The sequence below is a fragment of the Bacteroides sp. AM23-12 genome (assembly GCF_003434395.1).
GTDB lineage: Bacteria > Bacteroidota > Bacteroidia > Bacteroidales > Bacteroidaceae > Bacteroides > Bacteroides thetaiotaomicron.
The window spans coordinates 20,151-41,124 of sequence record NZ_QTLF01000020.1 but is presented as its reverse complement, the minus strand read 5'-3'; the positions used below and the strand labels follow the sequence as shown (position 1 = coordinate 41,124).

Below are 20,974 nucleotides of genomic sequence, written 5' to 3'. Positions count from 1 at the left end.
TTATATTTAAAAATACATTTGCTATAAAGTCGATACAAAGGATATACCAATAGGATATAAAGAAATGCTGAAAAGATAAGATACAGATTAACAGCGGGGTTGAAAAAAATGATATTATTGGGGAGGTGTGGAAAAATGTGGAAAGGTGTGGAAAATATCCCCAATCATTGGTACGATAAATAGCATGGCTATATGGATTATCGTACCGATAATGATTGGGGATATAGATATTCACTGTGTAGGCAGCATTCGCTCCTATGTTCAGATAAACGTCAGTTTCTGCGGTAATTCAGATAAACTTCTGCTATAGGCATGATAAACGTAGTGTTCAAACAAGTTAATCTAATCGGCAGATGGATTTACAGAATTACTTAAAGTTCACACTTTGGCATCCGCTGCCCTCCGATGTAAAGTCCCTTCACTTTTAGGTTCATGATTCCTGAAAATGTTGAAGATGGATGTGCTATCGGTTTTACAAAATAGATGTTTTTCATCACAAAATTTTGTATCATCTGGTTGTTGTCTACCATAGTTTGGATAAGAGCCCATTTATTTCCCGGTTTCCAGAACGAACAATTTTTAATTTCGATCTTTTCATATAAAGGCCAAGAAGTGGAACTATTGTAGTTCACGAATCGGATGTCTCCACTACCATTTCTGCCGACTATTGCATGATAATTATCAAAATAGAAGCCTTTTAGTAGTCTGCCGCACGTGTCGGTTTCAGGATTGTTGCTCTTGGTATTGATTCCTGCGCGTATACAGTGGGCTAAGCGTGTCCATCCGATGGCATTGCTAATACGGATGTTCTCGGTATCGGAGTTGCTCCAGTTGAGGCGATCTTTGTTGTAGACACCTGCAGCCGCGAAAGTATTTCGTATTTCTGCCGGATTTGCGTCCGTATTGGTTAAATTGATGGATTTGTTTTCAGTGTAGGTGCGTCTCGGAAATTCATTCGAGGGATTATAATGACCAGTTGCAAACGCATCGTCATTTCCTAAAGTAATGGAGCCATTGACTGTGATGTTCTTGCCACTTGAAAGATTGAGTCCGTCAATCCATCCATGATTGTAGGGAGAAAGGCCTTTTATGTTGTTCAGATTAATGTCCACGACATCATGTGTTTCCCAATTCCATTGCTGAGAATCTCGCATATATGTATCATTAAATGTGATGTTGTTTGATTTCTTTATCACTACACCACCTTGATGTGGGGTGTTTTTTGCGTCTTTTCTGTCGGTTGAGAAAGAGAGGCAGCCTTGCCCATCATGTATGCCACGACCGGAAATTGTTATATAGCTGGAGTAGGCAATGTATATTGCAGGCTCGATAGCTTCTCTACATTCTTTCTGACGGTTTATCATGAGTGCATTTTCGTCGGTATAAACGAAAAGAGGTTTTCCACCATTGTTGGCGTCTCCGTTCCAGTTGTGTATTTTAAGTCCCGACCAGAGATAGACACCGGCGGGGATGTATAATGTATTGAGTTCGGGTGTATTTTTGATTTTTTCCAAAGCCGCTTGTAGTGCATCAGAGAGGTCGTTGTTGTCTCTTGCTCTTAAGTTGGGGAAGGCTACTCTTTTGCTTGTATATGAGACGAACCGACCTGCTTCGTGATTCCAGGTGAATAATCTTCCATCATTAAGACTAGCGTCTGTAACGCTCCCCGCAGGGCGGCAGATCTGTCCGACTGAGTCCGTATTTGGATTTTTTCGCAGATAGTTTTCAGAAAACGTCTTGAAATTAAGTACATTGGGGGCAGAAAGCGAGGGTTGCTTTGCTGGTTCCTCCAGAGGGTCGTTTATAAGCGTAAGTTGCGGGTTAGTTGTGGAGGCATCTTGCGGATCATCCCCGTTGATAATCACTATGGCATATGGCAAGTCTTTCACCATTTCGAATGTGAGTGTTTTTCTGTCAGCACTGATCACAAGCGCCTTTTGTGGATAAAAGCGCACTGGGTGGATAGTAACACTGTTGATCTCGGTCCCTCCTATGATATTGATCTCAATTTTAGGTGTCAAGCTGTTTGAGGCAAAGCGGGCAACATCCATATTATGCCCTTGATTTCCGTTAACAGTATTGTCGTAACGGATGGCAGGTACACTAACATTTGCGACTTTCACACCAAATCGTGCGGATATAACGTCATTTCTTACATGTGAAGGGTAGGCTACTCCGCTCGGTCCTGTGGCTGGGATGGTAAATGGTGTGTATGCATGTACGATATTGTTTTGTGCATACAAAGGTACTTCTGTCAATAAGAATAACATTACTGTCAGAATGTTGCAAAATAAAAAAATTCTATTCATAAAATTATTTATATAATAACTATTATTTATTTCAAATTATAGGTTTACAAAGAACGGAATTTTTTTTGAGAGTAATTAGGCTGAAAAGACACAGGGGGTATCCTTTTACGTTGCATTGCTTAAAAAAAAAGAATTATGATTCAAATTAACCTATAAAATGCAATAAATAATCCCGAAGGAGTGAGTTTTATTCAACCTTGCATTATAAAATTGAAAAATAGAAGGGCAAAGAATCTGTAAGAGCGGTTTCACTGAACGATACAAAACATGTATTTGTCGGATGAACTTTATTTTATCATAAACATATTAGCATTTGTTTTAAAACATCCTATACAGTAAGGAGTTATCTCTCTATCTTTGTTTGTTTGCCGATATGAAAATCAATTACTGAAGATTTCTCACAAACCGGACTGTTTGGGTTATTGACAGAGAATTCAGGAGAATTTTTTATATGGTGGAGTGATAATCTTGAAATGGAATATTTGCAGGCATCCCAATATACCATACCTTCTGCTGATCGAAGTTGGGACGGTTGGAGCAATCTTATGGGGTATATGCAGCTATACATAATATTAATCTTTAAAAGAGTCTGATATCAATGAAGTTTGCTGAATATTGACCTTTGTGTTGGCACGGATGGTGTTTATTGTTTAAAGCCGACTATGATAATCATAATATAAAGAGATATAGTATGAGATAAAAAAACATTTTATGGTATAATTTGAATAATATAACACCATGATAGGAAATATACTACTTTTTGCTTCAATATGAATGAAGGAGCTACATCTAAATTAGTCATTTTTGCTCCCATAAATTCCTAATAAAGAAGTTAAATGAGAAGAATAATTTGCTTACAGTTATTGATATGGTTGGGCTTTTTTTCACTGGTAGCTCAAACATTGAATATTTATCCTATTCCCAAAGAGTTGATCTATAGCAAGCATAATGATGACTTTACAGTTTCAGTACGTTTACCCGGAAAAGAGTGGCAGGATCTATATGAGTATCGTGTTTTGGTAGATATGGATAACCCACAACCGGCCTCGATGGTGCAATTTGACTTCTCCGGCAGGGTGGAACTTCGCATAAGACCTAATAATCAAATGATTCATAAAGTAAAGATACGCCCCTTGTCAAAAGGAATTGAGTATACAGTACGTGAAAATATGATTTATTTCTCTTTGGATAAACCCGGAAAGTTCTCGATAGAGATTAATGAAAATAGAGTAAACAACCTGCATGTATTCGCTAACGAACCAGAGACAGAAGTGCCCAATCCAGATGATCCTGGAGTGGTCTATTTTGCTCCCGGATTTCACCGTCCAAAAGATTTGCCGGGAAATGCATTTACTATATCTTCCAATACTACTGTTTATCTAGCTCCCGGGGCAGTTGTGAATGGAAAGTTTATCTGTAATAATGTTGAAAATGTAAGATTTATAGGCCGGGGATATATTGATAATCCGGTACGTGGATTTGAGTTTACGCATAGTAAGAATATAGAGATAAATGGTATTACAGTTATCAATCCTGATCATTATACCGTATTGGGAGGAGAAGTAGACGGATTGAAGATTAATAACCTGAAAGCGTTCAGTTGCAAGGGGTGGAGCGATGGCATTGACCTTATGAGCTGCAAAAATGTAGAGATTAAAGATATATTTATGCGAAACTCTGATGATTGCATAGCTCTTTATGCACATCGCTGGACATATTATGGGAATGTAAAAAATATAAAGGTATCTGACGCTATTTTATGGGCCGATGTGGCACATCCGATAAATATCGGAGGGCATGGTAAGGGAAACATTCTAGAGGATATTACTTTCTCAAATATAAATATACTACAGCATGATGAAGATGACAGGTTATATCAAGGCTGTCTTTCTATTAATGTGGCTGATGATAATGTTGTTCAGAATGTAAACTTTGAAAATATTTGGATTGATAATATTGAAGAAGGTCAGCTTTTTAATTTTAGGGTATTATATAATCCAAAGTATAGCGTATCACCCGGAGGTGGTATTCAAAATATTAAAGTCAAAAATATATATTATACTGGATATGGGGAAAATCCGTCAATAATTGAAGGGTATAGTAAGGAGCGTTTAATAAACAACATTACTTTTGAGAATATAATAATTAATGGAAAACAAGCCGGTATACTAGAAGATGCCAATATAAAAGTTGGAAAGTATGTTGAAAACCTAACGTTTCGGTAAGTCAATTTTCATGAATAAAAAATCAGTTATATATAATGAGAACAATTTATTTATTTTTTAGCTTCTTCATACTATCTATATTTTCTGTTTTTGGATCTATAGTAGATGTAGAGAAAACGCATATAAGAATAACCTCCCCTGATAGTTTGATACATTTTCATTTTTATCAGCGGATGGATTCTGACGAACAATATCATCTTTATTATTCCATATCGTACAAAGATAAAGTGACCATAAAAGAATCCCGAATGGGATTAGAACTTGATAATAAGGTCTGGGAAATGGCACTCGCAGAAGATATTCAACGAAAAGACAGATGGTATTACGATTTGATTTTTCGTACCGTCGAATATAAGAATTGTAGGAATAACTGGAAACCTCTTTATGGTGAACGTGGCTTGATTACAGATAATTGGAATGGTGCTCTTCTTAAATTTGAAAAGAGTAATAATTCGGGTTATTCCATGGATATTGAAATTCGAGTCTATAATGAAGGAGTTGCTTTCCGTTATCTTTTTCCTGAACATCCGAATGCTATTTACCATAAAGTCATAGCTGATGATACGGAATATACCTTCGAAAAGGGGGCACAGACTTGGTGTGCTTCGTGGGCACAGGGAATTTATAAGCAATTAAGCATACCCGAATGGAAAGGAATTTATGAACGTCCTATGACGATAGGGTTACCCAATGGATTATGGGTTTCTATAGCGGATGCTGATGTAGCTGATTGGTGTTTAAGCCGCTTTAAAAAAAATATTCAGAAACAAAATACAATATCAACGGATATGTATGATGTGGTTGATGTTGTGACTCCTGGAAAGACACCATGGAAAGCTATCTTGATAGCGGAAACACCAGGTAAGTTGCTTGATAATAATGATATGATCCTGAATCTGAATCAAGATTGCACACTTGATTTTAGTTGGGTGAAACCCGGCAAGATTCTGCGGGAAATAACGTTAACTACTGAAAATGCCATTGAGTGTATTGATTTCTGTGTGGAACACAATCTCCAATATATTTTATTTGATGGAGGCTGGTATGGTCATGCTACTACATTTCGGGCGGATGCGAGCTATGTGTCTGTACCAATTGATCTAGCAAAAGTGATTGCATATGGTAAGGAAAGAGGAATAGGTGTCTGGTTATATGTTAACCAACACGCTTTACAAAAACATGCAAAGACACTATTTCCTCTCTATAGGGAGTGGGGTATAGTAGGTTTAAAGTTCGGATTTGTACAATATGCAACCCACCGATGGTCAGTCTGGATGCATGATTTAGTTAAATTGGCCGCTGAAAATCAGCTTATGGTAAATATACACGATGAATATCGTCCCTCAGGTTTTAGCAGAACTTATCCTAACTTGTTGACCCAGGAAGGGATTCGGGGAAATGAAGAGTTTCCGGATGCAACTCATAATACCATACTACCATTTACCCGTTTGATTTCCGGTGCTGCGGACTATACTATTTGTTACTATGATAAACGGCTGAAAACAACACACGCTCATCAATTAGCAGCGTCAGTAATTTTTTATAGTCCGTTGCAAACATTATTTTGGTATGATAAGCCTTCTTTTTATAATAATGAGCCTGAAATTACTTTTTTTGAAAATTTGCCAACAGTATTCGATGATTCAACTGTGCTTTTGGGAGAACCGGGTAAACAAGTTTTTATGGCACGCCGGAAAAAAGATGATTGGTTTGTTGGCGGTATTACCAATAATAATGGTTCTAACGAGATAATTACATTAAACTTCTTAGAGCCGGATAAAACTTATTTGGCAATTGTGTACACCGATGATGAGAATGAGAGGACCTCAACTCATGTTAAATGTTCCAGTTTTCTAACGGATTCGTCACAACAAATGAAATTTAAATTAAAACCTAGTGGTGGAGTGGCTATTCATTTTGTTCCGGTGATGAGAGGTGAACGGATTAAATATAAGAAATATAAGGGGCAATGGTTGTGATATATAGTACGATTTTGCTCATGAATAGGAATATCCCATTTTTTGTGCTAAAATGTCCTTGTGTTTTTTTATCAGATGACTCATATTTGCAGTGACTAATTAAAGTGATGTTATGAAAAGCATGGAAACGAAAGCATATTCGATAATTGAAGAAGCGTATAAAGAATATTATCCGGTTATATACCGATATGTTAGATGCCGTATAAAATGTAAATATGAAGTTGAAGATCTAGTGCAAGACGTTTTTATGCGTTTGTTGGATTATGACAATATGCTTCAAAAATCTACCATTCAGTCTTTTCTTTTCACTATCGCACGTAATCTTGTGACAGACTATTTGCGCTGTTATTATAGAAAACAGGAAATGATATCGTGCGCCTATGAAAATGCTATTGAATTTACTTGTGGACCTGAAGAAGAAATCATTGTTAAAGATTTACTTTTCATGGAAAAAATGAGGTTAAGTGTATTTCCGCAACAACGTCAAAGGGTTTATTCCATGAGCCGATTTGAGGAAAAAACACTAAGTGAAATTTCAAAAGAACTTCAATTGAGCATGAGTACAGTAGAAAATCATCTGTTTATAGGCAGAAAAATTATGCGTAATTATATTCGAATGTGCATTTAAGTGAATATATAATGCATCAATATGATTGGTGCGATAGTAATTTATTGCATCGTGTATAGTAATTGTTTAAATGTTGGACTGACAAAATCATTTATACAGGGAACGTGAAGGTATTCTTGCATATATGATTTAGTATATTTTAATTTTATACAGTCAAATTAAAATTAGTGTTAATTAATATTTTGTTAAACATCAATCTTGTACAATGAAGAAAAAGATTTTAAAATGCTGTATGGTAAGTGCCCTGCTTCTTACTTCTACTGTGTATGCACAGCAGATTCAGAATATACGGGGTATGGTTGCCGATACTGATGGAAAGCCCTTATCAGGGGTGGTAGTCCAAGTGCCGGGGACGAAAAAGCAAGCATTAACGGACGTGGACGGCTATTTTGATTTACCGATTACAGAGGGAACGAAACTTAGTTTCTCTCATCCTGATTTTTACTCTCAGGAGACATGTTACAAGAAAAAAGGACGTTTCATTGTCCAGATGGCTTCACGTGCGATGCCCGGTCCGGAAGATAAAGAGATAGTGGTCGACCGTTTACGGGGGACTTCTAAGAAAGGAGAATTGACAGAAACAATTGGTTTTATAAATGGGACGTCAGTTACATCCACTCCTACTTATAATTTTTTAGGGGCTATACAAGGAAGGATGCCGGGGCTGAATATTTATCGTCAAGGTGGTGATATGCCAGCTGCTTATGGATGGAAAGTACGTAATTCACGTACGAATTTATTTTTAGTGGATGGAATTGAACGTGACTTTTACACTATGGACCCAGATCAAATCGAAAGCGTACAGGTGTTGAAAGATGGACTTTCTACCGTGATGCTGGGACAACGTTCTGCTGCAGGTGTCATTAATGTGATAACAAAGAAAGGTAACGTAGGTCGTCCTAGGTTTTCATTTACTGCCGAAACAGGTTTTGAAAAAGCGTTAAAGCTGCCGGATTTGCTTGGAGCCGTAGATTATATAACATTAGTGAACGAGGCCTATGCTAACGATCTCTGTGAACCGGGAGCTTATATTGAGGCCTATAATCCGGCAATTATAGAGAAATACCGGAATAAGGAGAATCCTTACCTTTATCCTGATGTGGACTGGTATGATGAGTTGTTAAATAATACAGCTCCTGTTCATCGCTACAACTTTAATGTATCTGGAGCTACGAATAGCTTTAATTACTTTGTAGATCTTGACTGGTATCGTGAGAATGGTTTTTTTAAAACAAATGATGCGAATAGTTACAATACCAATGCACAGACTAACCGATTTTCTGTACGCTCTAATTTAGGCGTCAAAGTAACTTCAACAACTTTTATGCAGATTAATCTGGCTGGACGCCAAGAACGTTATAATCAACCTGCTACAGGCACCCGGTCATTTTATAGTAATATACTTACTACACGTCCTAATCGTTATCCTGTTTATAATCCGGATGGATCTTATGGTTCGTATAAGGATTCGAAGGCAAATCAGAATTTGAAAGGTCTGTTATATGACAATGGTCATCAGTTTAAAGACAGCCGTCATATGTCTTTTGATTTGACGATCAAGCAAAATATGGATTTTTTGCTTGATGGTCTTTATTTGGAAGCTACTGGTTCTTATTATTCTGCGACTTCATATCTTACTACTCGTAGTAAAGAGTTTGCAGCTTATTTATATAAAGAAGATGGTTCTTATCAGCAGGTAGGTGAAGATAAGGACCAAGGTAACTCTGGAAATAAAGACCAGCGTTATCGTATTACTTTCTTGAAGGGAGCGGTTGGCTATGATCATTCATTCGGTAAACATAGAGTGGCTGCTTTGTTTGTAGCCGATCTGAATCAAATCCAAGATCAAAATGTACAGAAGGGATATTTGAGAAATTATACAAATTATTCCGGTCGAATGAATTACAACTATGATGATCGCTATTTGGCTGAGGCTGTATATACTCGCGGTGGATATAACTGGTTGGCTCCGGGCAACCGTTGGGCCGATTACTGGGGTATGGGAGCTGCATGGAACGGACATAATGAATCATTTGTGAAAGAATTGAATATCTTTAGTACACTGAAGCCACGTATTTCTTATGCAGTAACAGGGCAGGCTATATGTGATTATGCTGAATATAAACAGTCCTATAGCACCTCTAAGGTTCATGTGTATGGTGGTCCTTTTGATAATAAATGGACAGAGGAGAACAAAACAGCTTCGCGGCTTAATCCGGAAATAGCTAAGAAATTAAATGTAGGTATTGATTTGGGATTTCTCAATGATCGCCTAGCCTTTACATTTGATTATTATCAGAATAAGTTTTCTGACGTGGTGGCTACTTCTGAAATCAAGACGGCGATTCTTGGCAATGTTTACCCACGTTCTAATTGTGAAAAATATTCTTATACAGGTACGGAAATGGTACTTACTTGGCAAGATCGTATAAGAAATTTCAATTACTTCATTAATGGTAATTTAAGTTTTGAACAATCTAAATTCGAATATTCTCCGCAACTACCGAAGGCTTATCCGTGGATGAGTCGATTAGGAGATCCGGTAGGAATGACCTATGGATATGTGGCTGATGGAATTTTCCAAAGTCAGGAAGAAATCGATGCTTATGATGCTTTCTTGCCATCTGCTGTGAAGAGTACGATTATGCCGGGGGATATTCGTTATAAGGATTTGAATGGTGACCATATTATTGATATTCACGACCAGACCAATTTAGGTTCAAAGAAGGCTAAGGGATATTATGGTATTTCTGCTGGATTTAATTATAGAGGATTTGATTTTTCTGTATTTGCGCAGGGAACTCTCAATCGCCAAGTGTATTTGAACGGTGACTTTATGGACGGTTCAGGAAAAAGCGGCGAGGGTGCTATTACTTCTTATGTTTTAGGACGTTGGACTCCCGACAATCATACTAACACTCATACTCGCGTATGGTATGGTAGTAATAATAACAACAGGCAGACTTCCTCATTTTGGATATATGACGCAGATTATTTTCGCTTGAAAAACGTAGAAATTGGTTATACGTTGCCTACATTGTTGACACGCAAATTAGGTATTCTTTCCGTACGCATCTATGCACAAGGCATGAATCTGCTGACGGCTTCTGAGATTTTTGATGTACGCAATGATATTGATCCTGAAATATGGGGCGGCAGTTTCCCTATGACACGTACTATTAACTTTGGTATAAGCATAAAACTATAAAAGATGAAACGATATATACATATTTTAATTGGTGTATTGACTGTGTTCGGTGTCTTTTTTACCTCATGTGAGGATATGGAAAACGAACCGCTTGAAATTCAGTCGGATATTTATGTGTGGGACGAGGATGATTATACGGGTGAAAACGCAAAACAATGGTTAAACTTTATTTACTCGTTTATACCTGCAGGTATGGACCGTTTTAATGGACAACCTATGGAGGTATTGACTGATGATGCAATTCCAACCGACAGGGCCAATGCTAACTGGTCGGTAATAAATTCTGGATATTCAACTACTAATATGTTTCCTTTAGAGCATAGAAAAGCGGATACATATGGTGAAAGTTGGACATTGCTTTACAAGGCAATTCGTTATTGTAATATATTTTTGCAGAATTATGAGAAAGTGCCTTGGTCGGATTGGGAAGAGGCATCTTATCACGCCAATGAGGCTCGTGCTTTGAGGGCATATTTTTATTGGCTCTTGGTACGTACTTACGGAGGAGTCCCTTTGATTTATGACAAAGTGTTTACGATGGATAGCCCTGAACTACGTACATTACAAAGAAATAGCTTTGCAGAATGTGTCCAATACATTAAGGATGAAATAGATGCGGTGAAAGATAACTTACGTCTCTATTCAGATATTGGTGAGCGTAAATCACCTGATGAAAAAAAGAATAGCTTTGCCGAGGGAATAGACAGCAATTGGAAACATGTACGTAAGTGGGGCTTGTTGGGACTTGAAGCCCGTATGTTGCTATATGCTGCAAGTCCATTGGTTAATGGTACGGGTAATGCGGCAGAACCTTGGCTGGGTTATCCCGAAAATGATCCTAACAGATGGAAAGAAGCAGCGGATATTTGCCGCACAATCATTAATACGAATCAGTTTATACTTGAAAAGGATCGTACACGATTGAGTCGTACAACAATCAATGGGGAAGTATTGTGGATGAAAAAAGGGCAGGATGGTAACGCTCTCTATGCTGATAATTGGGGATATAAAAATTCACCTATGAGTTTTAAAGATATGGGAACTTGGGCGGGTAATGGTCGTCCTTGTCGTGGTCAAACTAGCCCTACACAAGAATTGGTAGATGCATTTCCAATGAAGAATGGAAAATCTATTGATGAAGCAAAAGAGAGTGGCGAGTATAATCCGCAAGATCCTTATAAAAATCGTGATCCACGTCTTACGCAAACTGTGTTTTATCACAATAGTCGTTGGTTGAGAGCAAATGTAGATGTTTCAGAAGGTGGGAAAGACAATAATTCCATAGAGCCGACGCAGGAAGCGACTCGGACGAAGACCGGTTATTATCTGAAGAGACATTTAGCCGAAAATGAAGAAGACACCCAATTTGGTAAAACTAATTTCCACTCTTCGATAGTTTCTTCTTGGCCGGTGGTACGTTATGCTGATATTTTATTGATGTATGCAGAGGCACAAACCGAATATTTGAATAAAGCACAAGGAGCAAGTATTATCAATGATGAATTGGTGTATAAGTCGATTGAAATGGTACGTCAGCGCGCAGGACTTAATCCTTATACTTTGAAAAGAGGAATGAGTTATGATCAACTCATTAAATTGATACGTAATGAACGCCGTTGTGAGTTTGCTTTTGAGGAAAGCCGTTTTTGGGATATTCGTCGGTGGAAAATTGCTAACGACGTTTACTCCAAACCATTGCATGGCGTGAGGATAACTAAAAAAGAAGATGGAACTTTTCATTATGATTATAATATGGAGGTAGCAAAACCTTACTGGGACGATCGTATGTATCGTCTTCCGATAGATCATAATGAAGTTTTATTTAATCCGAATATAGTACAAAACCCGGGTTACTAATTTGTAAACAGAATATTTATGAAAGTTAAGAATATCATACTATTCTTGTTGTTCCTCTTCCTGGGAGCAACAATCTACGCCCAAAATACGGTAGTTAGGGGTAAGGTTCTGGACGAGAATGGCGAGCCGCTAGTAGGTGCTACCGTGCAGGAAACAGGAAATAAAGCAAATGGCACTATTGTAGATGTAAATGGTGATTTTGTTCTGAAAGTGAAGAGTTTGAATGGGAAACTTACCGTTTCTTATGTAGGTTATCACACTTTGGAGGAATCCATGGGTAATCGATCTTTTATAAAGTTGGTTTTGGCACCGGACTCAAAGGGGTTGGATGAAGTTGTGATTTTGGGTTACGGCCAGCAAAAACGTATTACTATGACTGGTGCTGCAAGCAGTATTAAAGCAGAGGAGATTAAACGTGTACCTGTGGGTAGTATAAACAATGTGTTGGCTGGGCGCTTGCCGGGTTTTTTCTCCGTGCAACGTAGTGGTCAACCGGGAGCCGATGCTGCAGACTTTTTTATTCGTGGAAGTAATTCATTGAATGGCGACAGAAAGCCTTTGATAATTGTAGATGATATAGAATATTCGTACGAGCAATTGGCACAAATCAGTGCTAATGAAATTGAGAGTATTACGATTCTAAAAGATGCTTCTACTACTGCTGTTTATGGATTGAAAGGTGCCAATGGTGTATTGGTTATAAAGACTACTCGCGGACAGGAAGGCAAACCTACCATTAACTTTACAGCTGAAGGTGGTATTAATAGGGCCATTAAAATGCCTACAATTCTTGACGCTTATACAACGGCATCCCTTTATAATGAAGCGCAGTTAAATGATGCATATGGGCTGAGTGAGCAACCGGTTCTTCAGTTTTCTCCCAGCGATTTGGAGTTTTATCGCAATGGTCTCGATCCTTATGGTCATCCTAATGTAGACTGGGTAAATACGGTGCTTGCCAAACAATCTTCTTCCGCACGTTTTTCCGTAGATATACGTGGTGGTAACAAGTTTGTGAAATATTTCACATCTTTGGCATATTATACTCAAGGCGGTATGATGAAACATTATACTCCTATTCAGCCTGGTGAAGATGTTGATAACAACTATTATTACCGGCGTTATAATTTCCGTTCTAATTTGGATTTTACACCGACTAAGACTACAAGTATTCGCTTGGACTTGAACGGGCGTTTTGAGACACAGAACACTCCTGCCGGTTCAGTAAAAGGTTCGCTTTTTGATGAGATTAAGAATTACAGCATATTGACTCCCTATGCAATGCCATTGACTCTGCCTAATGGTAAGCCTTCGTATGCCACTCATCCTGGTGTGGATACTTCAAATCCGGTAAATCCAATTGCCCGTTATGCCAATTGTGGTTACAAGCGTTATTATAAGAATAATTTTAATGTATTGTTGAGTGCCGAACAAAAACTTGATTTCATTACCGAAGGATTATCGGCAATGGCTACGGTTTCATATGCCGGTAACTTTAATGAAAGACGTGAATTGACACGTAGCGTAGATCTTCCCGCTTATTTGTATGATCCGGACAATAATTCTTATATTGCCCGCGGAGGAGGTTCTAAAAAATTTCCGACTTATTCACTAGGTGGAAATGATGATACCTTTAACTATAAGGTTACTTATCAGGGTAGATTGAATTATGATCACACTTTCAATGCGACACACCATCTTTACATGTTGTATCTTATCAGTCGCCAGTCATACATAAATCAAAAGAATTTGTCGGACAATGACCAAAGTATGACATGGCGTTTGGGATATGATTTTAAACATCGCTATATGGTGGAATTCAATGTCGCTTATAATGGTAATGACCGTTTTGTCGGAAAGAAAAAGTTTGGCTGGTTCCCGGCTGTTTCGGTAGGTTGGAACCTGTCGGAAGAGACGTTTTTCAAGAGTGCTTTCCCGTTCTTCGACTTGTTCAAGTTGCGTGCCTCTTACGGTCTGGTCGGTAGCGATAATTCTTTTGGAAAAGATAAAAATACAACGGATGTCATTTGGAAAGGGGGAGGTAATCCCTGGGGAAATACGACAACTGAGGGAGAACTGGTGTATGTCGATGCCACCTGGGAGAAAGAACGTAAGCTTGATGTTGGTTTGGATATGAATATGATTGATGGACGCTTGCGCTTTACGATAGATTACTTTCGTAACCAGCGTTATGATCAGCTGATTGCAAGTGGTGACATACCTGCTATTATCGGACAAACACTACCCAAACGCAATATCGGTAAATCCGAGAATTCAGGTTTTGACGGTGAATTGAATTATCGTGGTTCTATAGGTGATTTTAGTTACAATGTGGGTACTACTTTTTCTTATGCTAAAAATAAGGTGGTATATGTTAGTGAAGCACCGGCTTACCCTTATCAGGCACAAACCGGACATCGTATAGGCACGAAGTTGGGATTGAAGTGCGTTGGCTTTTATCAACAAGAGGATTTTGATGAAAATGGTAAGTTGAAAGAAGGTATTCCGGCTCCAGCTTGGGCAAGCAATTTGCAACCCGGTGATTTACGCTATGCTGATTTGAATGGTGATAATTTTATCACTGATGCTGATAAAACATATATATCTAAGCCCGATACGCCTACTTGTACCTATGGTATTACTCTTGGAGGTAGCTGGAAAGGATTATCGTTTAATATGTTGTGGCAAGGAGCATTCGATTATGCTATTCCTAATATGGGAGGTAATCTTATACCTTTTGTCAACAATATGCAAGAATTGATGCTTGAACGCTGGACTCCGCAAAATACGAATGCTCGTTTTCCACGTTTGGGAATTACTACTTGGGAAAATAATAATTATAATACCCATCTTTCTGATTTCTGGTATTTGGATGCTTCGTATATTCGTCTGAGAAGTGCGGAAATTGCCTATCAGTTGCCACAGGACTGGCTGCGAAAAACTACAAAAGATATAGTGAAAGCAGTGCGCTTGTATGTTACCGGTTACAATCTGCTCAACTTTTCTAATCTGACGAAGCTGAGTATGGACCCTGAAAATACGAGCAGTTCGGTTTATCCTACACAGGCAAGTTATATGTTTGGAGTTCAATGTGCATTTTAAGAAATAATAATATGAGACTGAAATATATCACAAAGTTTTTTTTAGTTGCTGCTTGCGGACTTGTCACTTTTGCAGCATGCAGTGATGAGTATCTTGATAAGAAAGTAGACGTTTCTGAAACGCAAGAGAAGGTCTATTCGGACAGTGCGAAAGTTGCAGGTGTTGTCAATGGCTTTTACGGTCAAATCGGCTATTCCCATAGTTATAAACGGTTCGGGCAGTGTGGTCTTGATTTTCCTGCCAAAGAACTGGAGGCAAGAGGGGCGGAACTAAGCATGGGTATGTACTTAGCTCAAGGAACGGTCAATGTTAATAATGCGGGAAACGATGCGTGGAACAATACGTATAATAAATGGCGCGCTATCAACATTTTCATGAACAATTACAATGAGGGGAAGGTAGCGGCTATTCTGAGTTCAGACCCGAATAAACCGGGTGAGACCCTTACTAAGGGCACCATTGAATATTGGAAAGGACAGGCTTTCTTTCTTCGTGCATGGTTTATAGCCACGATGATAAAACATTATGGTGGAATTCCTTTGATTGAAGACCGGGTGTATACTGAAAATGATAAGATCGATGTGCCTCGATCTACATATGGAGAAAGTGTTAAGTATGCAGTAGACCAGTGTGACAGTGCTTTCTATTATTTGGAGCGTTCGGGACATATTTACAGTCAGGGGACTGTTAATCCTGTAGGAAGCATTCATGGGAAAAGCGAAGGGCGTGCATGCGGTATGGCGGCTCTGGCTTTGAAGGCGCGTATTCTTCTGTATGCGGCAAGTCCGTTAGTGAATTGTAAACGTGAAGATGATCCGAACTTGCTGGTTTCTTATGGAGATTACGACGCAGCTCGTTGGAAGACTGCTTATGATGCAGTTAAAAGATTTATAGACCTTAATAATGCTAATTCATGGTATGAGCTACGTCCCGGTCAAAAAGACAACACTACAGCGGCCAAAAGCTGGTGGCCTCGGTTCTATTATGCGTTTATGCATGATGCTGTTACGAATAAAGAACCTATATTTTGCGATTTTCTTTCGAATGAACAAGGTGACAGCCAGAATCGTGTAGCATTGGATGCTTATTATTCTCCTAATTCACGTATATCACGATTTGCTAATTTGAATAAGCTTACAGGCTTTCCTACACAGGAACTAGTAGATGCTTTCCCTATGGCTGATGGTTTTCCGATTCGTGATAGCCGGAGTAAGTATACATACGAGGATGGTGATGATATGTATCTGAATCGTGATCCGCGTTTGAAGGCAACAGTATCTTATAATGGTGCTTATCGTATGATGAATGCTTATAAGGATGCGTTAATGAGGACATATACTGGTGACATGGTAACAACCGGGAATCCTGATGAGACAAGTGCTATAAAAGATGGTATTTATCAGCCAAATGCGACAACTACAGGATACTATCGCATGAAATTTATTTTGGATAATGGTGGCTTGGAAACCTACGACTATCGCCCGACTATCCTGATGCGTTATGCGGAGATTTTATTGATTGCTGCAGAAACTGCTAATGAATTGGTTGCAGACGGAGCATTGGCTCCGGAAGAATCAAAGGAGTATATTCGTATGATTCGCCAGCGTGCTGAGATAGAAGAAGGAGAATCTAATAAATACGGTGTTATGGATGACATCAAAAAAGAAGATATGCGCAAGCTGATTCAGACAGAGCGTCAGATAGAACTGGCGTTTGAAGAACATCGCTATTGGGATGTACGCCGTTGGAAGATTGCAAAAGAAGTGTTGGGCGGTCCTAGTCATGGAATGGAGATTACACGCAGGGTACTTGATGATGGAGGCGAAAGCTTTAGTTATCGTCGTATAGAGGTGCTGAACCATGTATGGGATGATCGGCTGTATTGGTGGCCCGTTCCACAAAGTGAAATGTCAAAGTCTGGCGCATTGATTCAGAATCCCGGGTATTAATGTTAATAAATAAAAAATAAAGAAACATGAAATCTATAAACTATATATTGATAGTTGCCTTGATGTTACTGTTTCACGGTTGCGTGCAAGGCGAAGGCATGGTTTCCGGGGAAGGGGAAACGTATAAGATAAAGGCTGACCTTCAAACAAAAGGGGAGGTAGAAGGCTTTTATGACAAAGGAACAGGAACATTGACGTTGCTTGTGTCGTGGACCGATCTGTTTGTAAAAGGAGAAGATGAGATAGTCGGTGTTAAGATTTACAAGGGAGCACAACACAATGGAGCGATTCGTTTTCTAAAATATTTGAATAATAATCCCACTAATGAAGCTGGCATAAGTTTTGTTATTTCTTCTTATCAGGGGCTATCAGCTGCTGAAGAACAAGCTTTGTTGGCAGGCGAACTTTATTTGGCTATTTCTACGGAAAAGCATCCTGATGGCATTGTTTCCGGACAGATTACAACTTCTGTTTATGAACAGTTGAATTCACATAAGATAAAGAAAATCAAACTACAGGATGATGCTACGGAATTTCGGGTGAAGATGGGTACTACAGCTAAATTGCCGCTTTTAGTTATACCTTATTATGCTGCGAATCCGGCGGTGAAGTATGAATCATTGAATACAGATGTGTTTACAGTAGACAGTGAAGGTATGATTAGTGGCTTGAAACCGGGAGTTGGAAAAGTAAAAGTAACTTCTACGGACGGGACAAATATTGTAGCCACTTTTGATATTAAGATAACTAGTCCGGAAACGGTTAGTGATATAATCTTTGCCGACTCGGATAATTTGTTTATTATTAAGGGTGAGGAACCACTGCAACTGGTATGGTCGGTATTACCTGAAACAGCTGTAAATAAATCTGTTAAATTCATTTCGTCTGATGAATCCATAGCTACGGTTGATGCGGAAGGACGTGTTACGGCACTTTCGTCAGGTACGGTAACTATCACAGCAATGGCGGCTGATGGTGCTGGAACTTCGTCTACCTGTGTGGTGAAAGTTTATGGCACTTTCCGAATGCTTGATCGTGCAAAATGGACGGCAACAGCTACTTCCTGGCAAGTGAACAATGAGCCTTGGAAGGCTATTGACGGAGATGGTACCTCTTCTTCCTTGTGGCACAATATATGGAACAATGGTACAGGAAATGGTAATTTACCGCAGGCGTTGGTGATTGATATGGGTGATGAGGAACGAGTTTCACAATTAGAATTGGATAGGCGGAATGACAACAATACAGCGGACGTTCACACGGTGGAAATATACGTTGGCATGGATGCCGATACAGCTCCATTGGTCGGAACGATCGTTTTTGGTGATTCAAGCAACAAAGAGATTACAGGACGTGTATCTTTTGAACCTATGCAAGCTCGTTATTTGAAACTGGTGTTTACTAAGAGTAATCGAGGAAAATCTGTCAGTGCGGCTGAGGTCAGAGCTTATTTGCTGGAATAAAAGGAATTGTTTTTCAGGATGTAGAGAGGAATGTCATCATTCAACATTAGGGTTTGAACTTGTAATTTGAAACTTGACTATCCTTTTTGACAAGACAAGAGCCATATCGCAACTTAAATAGAGTTCGGTATGGCTCTTTAATGTTATTTATCGTGTCACAGTCCGGGATATTTTCCGTTTTAAAGAAATAATACGCCCATCCTCAGAAACTCCTTGCACGAGAATTGTATAGGGTGTATCGCTATCTGAGGTATAAAAATCAAAAGAAGCTTCTCCATTATCAGTTATAGGTACACAGGGATTCCAATAGAGAGTCGACCGGTTATCTTCCGATACAGAACTTTGCTTCTCTTCGGTATCATAACAGACCGGATAAAAACGTTTTAACCGCTGATACCCCAAAGGGGATACACGTACTACGTTCCTCACAAGTTCGGGGCGTGTTATTTCTCCCCGTTTTGTCATGATCAGAATAGCCCCGTTTGCTCCTTTCATTCCAAAAACTGCTGCTGACGCATCTTTTATGACTTCTATTTCATCTATTTCATCAATGTTTATATTCCTCACATCTTCAAATGTAGTAGGGATGTCATCCAGGAAAAACAGTTCATTTTTAATCCCACTCAGCATTACACTATCCCCGCTTATATATACTCCGGGAAATCTTTCCAACATGTCCGTCAACGATCTCGGATGGGGAGTCATTAATTCTTCCGCTGTTTTTACCCTTCCCATAAAAGAATGATATACTGATTTACCTATCTTCTTTACTGAATCTGCTTTTACAATGACTTCGTCCAACTGATAACTGTTCATTGCCTGGGCCAAGGAATCAAACCGTTCCTGGTTTTCATTCCGATAAGCATAAGATTTAGCTGAGTTAGCGTTATGGTTGACAACAGAATGTTTGAATGGATAGAATACTTCCGGTTCCACTATCGGCTGGATTGATTTATTACCTCTCTTGCCTGTTGCTCTTATGAGAAAAGTAGAGCCTTCGGGAAAATCAAACCCGGTAAAACAGAATCTACCCAAAGAGTCTGTATGTTGTTTGGCGCTAAAAAGAGATTCTATGCCAAAAATCGAAACTTCAGCATCTGTTTTTGCTTTGCGGCTATAAAAATCATAAGCGATTCCTTTTATTTCAGGAGATACATCAAAACGACCGCCCGGATGTTGATAATTACCGTTTAATAAATTCTTGAGATTGTAGCGTGGCCACTGCTGCCGGTCAGCAGACAAATCGGATTCCCATAGTAAATATGGAGCGATCATGCAGAGACTATTCAAACATACACTGGCATCATCCGTCACCGATACGGAAAAATTCCCTTTCAAAGGTTTTCCTGTCTCATCAAGCAGCTTCATGACAACGTTAACCTGTTCTCTGCGATTATAAGTTGGTTTATCTGTCGTAAACTTTATATCCGGACCTTTTCTTTCATTCGTACACAATAAATGTTGATCTAGAAGATGTAGCCGGTCATCCAGTAATAATGTCTGGACTACACCTGCCGGAAAGGTACTGATATCAAATAAATAGCGTTCACGTTCTTTTTCGAGGGCTTCAGCATAAAATACGATTCCACGGCAATGCATGGTCAAATATAACTTTTCTCCTCGTGATAATTTAGCTAAAACAGCCGGAGATAAAGCTACTGACAGAATATCATTTTGGTGATTTAAGTCGAACAATGATGCTGTAGCATCCTGCTGTTCATCTTTTATCTTCAATGTTTCATATATATTTCCTGTAATGACCGGATTTATCACTGGCAATTCGACATCAAACAGGCAATCCTGATTCAGATTCTCCATAAAACGAGTATAAGCACATAAATGGTAGCTACTCTGCGGAACAGATATAGGAATTGGCATATAGCCGCAATAAATAGAGTCACTCAAACAAACTCTAACCCGATGAATAACCGAATCCGACTGATTGATAAGTTCTACATAGACACATCGACTCACAGTTGCAGGAATGTGTGTAGCTGCATCGACCACATGCGCACGAAACCAAATTGTATCTCCTGCAATATAAGCAGATTTATCTGTATGGAGATAAAGTTTCTCTTGCGGAAATAGCATCAATTGATCTTTAAAACGATCTTGAATGGAATCAACCAGTGAGGATTGTGCCATACAGGGCAGCAACATTCCGGCATATAGAATGGTAGGAACGATTATTTTTATTGTTTTCATATTATTCTAGCAAACGGAAAATCTCTCACGACACCATTACAGATACAGA

General features: G+C 38.9%; 10 protein-coding genes. 8 read left to right on the top strand and 2 right to left on the bottom strand.

Annotation, left to right across the window (positions count from 1 at the left end; all coding sequences use genetic code 11):
- Positions 1-371: 371 nt before the first annotated feature.
- Positions 372-2,309 carry a hypothetical protein gene (locus tag DW640_RS15815; protein WP_117578664.1) on the bottom strand — a complete coding sequence of 646 codons (1,938 nt, stop codon included), beginning with the start codon at positions 2,307-2,309 and terminating at the stop codon, positions 372-374.
- An 836-nt stretch (positions 2,310-3,145) separates the two neighbouring features.
- Here DW640_RS15815 and DW640_RS15810 point away from each other — a divergent pair.
- The 8 genes from DW640_RS15810 (at position 3,146) to DW640_RS15775 (ending at position 18,720) form a co-directional block, all read left to right on the top strand.
- Entirely contained in the window at positions 3,146-4,534 is a 1,389-nt protein-coding gene (locus DW640_RS15810) for a glycosyl hydrolase family 28 protein (protein ID WP_008763807.1), read from the top strand.
- A gap of 35 nt (positions 4,535-4,569) precedes the next feature.
- Complete coding sequence (locus tag DW640_RS15805; RefSeq protein WP_016268771.1) at positions 4,570-6,513, top strand: glycoside hydrolase family 97 protein; 1,944 nt, start codon at positions 4,570-4,572, stop codon at positions 6,511-6,513.
- A gap of 112 nt (positions 6,514-6,625) precedes the next feature.
- Entirely contained in the window at positions 6,626-7,141 is a 516-nt protein-coding gene (locus tag DW640_RS15800) for a sigma-70 family RNA polymerase sigma factor (protein ID WP_008763809.1), read from the top strand.
- A gap of 205 nt (positions 7,142-7,346) precedes the next feature.
- Positions 7,347-10,349 carry a SusC/RagA family TonB-linked outer membrane protein gene (locus tag DW640_RS15795; protein ID WP_117578662.1) on the top strand — a complete coding sequence of 1,001 codons (3,003 nt, stop codon included), beginning with the start codon at positions 7,347-7,349 and terminating at the stop codon, positions 10,347-10,349.
- 3 nt (positions 10,350-10,352) lie between these two features.
- Positions 10,353-12,206 (top strand): RagB/SusD family nutrient uptake outer membrane protein, encoded by a 1,854-nt coding sequence (locus DW640_RS15790; RefSeq protein WP_054959518.1) that lies wholly within the window; start codon positions 10,353-10,355, stop codon positions 12,204-12,206.
- 18 nt (positions 12,207-12,224) lie between these two features.
- Complete coding sequence (locus DW640_RS15785) at positions 12,225-15,308, top strand: TonB-dependent receptor (RefSeq protein ID WP_074859651.1); 3,084 nt, start codon at positions 12,225-12,227, stop codon at positions 15,306-15,308.
- A gap of 11 nt (positions 15,309-15,319) precedes the next feature.
- Complete coding sequence (locus DW640_RS15780; RefSeq protein ID WP_022471365.1) at positions 15,320-17,257, top strand: RagB/SusD family nutrient uptake outer membrane protein; 1,938 nt, start codon at positions 15,320-15,322, stop codon at positions 17,255-17,257.
- Positions 17,258-17,283: 26 nt separating this feature from the next.
- The gene (locus DW640_RS15775; RefSeq protein WP_016268767.1) at positions 17,284-18,720 is read left to right on the top strand and encodes an Ig-like domain-containing protein; all 1,437 of its coding nucleotides are present in this window, start codon (positions 17,284-17,286) and stop codon (positions 18,718-18,720) included.
- A gap of 147 nt (positions 18,721-18,867) precedes the next feature.
- Here the strand turns inward: DW640_RS15775 and DW640_RS15770 are convergent, their stop codons facing one another.
- Complete coding sequence (locus tag DW640_RS15770; protein ID WP_090615454.1) at positions 18,868-20,925, bottom strand: TonB-dependent receptor; 2,058 nt, start codon at positions 20,923-20,925, stop codon at positions 18,868-18,870.
- Positions 20,926-20,974 lie beyond the last annotated feature (49 nt).

Excerpts from the sequence above, each read along its gene's own strand:
- DW640_RS15815 (WP_117578664.1), bottom strand. The coding sequence starts at position 2,309 with ATGAATAGAATTTTTTTATTTTGCAACATTCTGACAGTAATGTTATTC.
- DW640_RS15810 (WP_008763807.1), top strand. The coding sequence starts at position 3,146 with ATGAGAAGAATAATTTGCTTACAGTTATTGATATGGTTGGGCTTTTTT.
- DW640_RS15805 (WP_016268771.1), top strand. The coding sequence starts at position 4,570 with ATGAGAACAATTTATTTATTTTTTAGCTTCTTCATACTATCTATATTT.
- DW640_RS15800 (WP_008763809.1), top strand. The coding sequence starts at position 6,626 with ATGAAAAGCATGGAAACGAAAGCATATTCGATAATTGAAGAAGCGTAT.
- DW640_RS15795 (WP_117578662.1), top strand. The coding sequence starts at position 7,347 with ATGAAGAAAAAGATTTTAAAATGCTGTATGGTAAGTGCCCTGCTTCTT.
- DW640_RS15790 (WP_054959518.1), top strand. The coding sequence starts at position 10,353 with ATGAAACGATATATACATATTTTAATTGGTGTATTGACTGTGTTCGGT.
- DW640_RS15785 (WP_074859651.1), top strand. The coding sequence starts at position 12,225 with ATGAAAGTTAAGAATATCATACTATTCTTGTTGTTCCTCTTCCTGGGA.
- DW640_RS15780 (WP_022471365.1), top strand. The coding sequence starts at position 15,320 with ATGAGACTGAAATATATCACAAAGTTTTTTTTAGTTGCTGCTTGCGGA.
- DW640_RS15775 (WP_016268767.1), top strand. The coding sequence starts at position 17,284 with ATGAAATCTATAAACTATATATTGATAGTTGCCTTGATGTTACTGTTT.
- DW640_RS15770 (WP_090615454.1), bottom strand. The coding sequence starts at position 20,925 with ATGAAAACAATAAAAATAATCGTTCCTACCATTCTATATGCCGGAATG.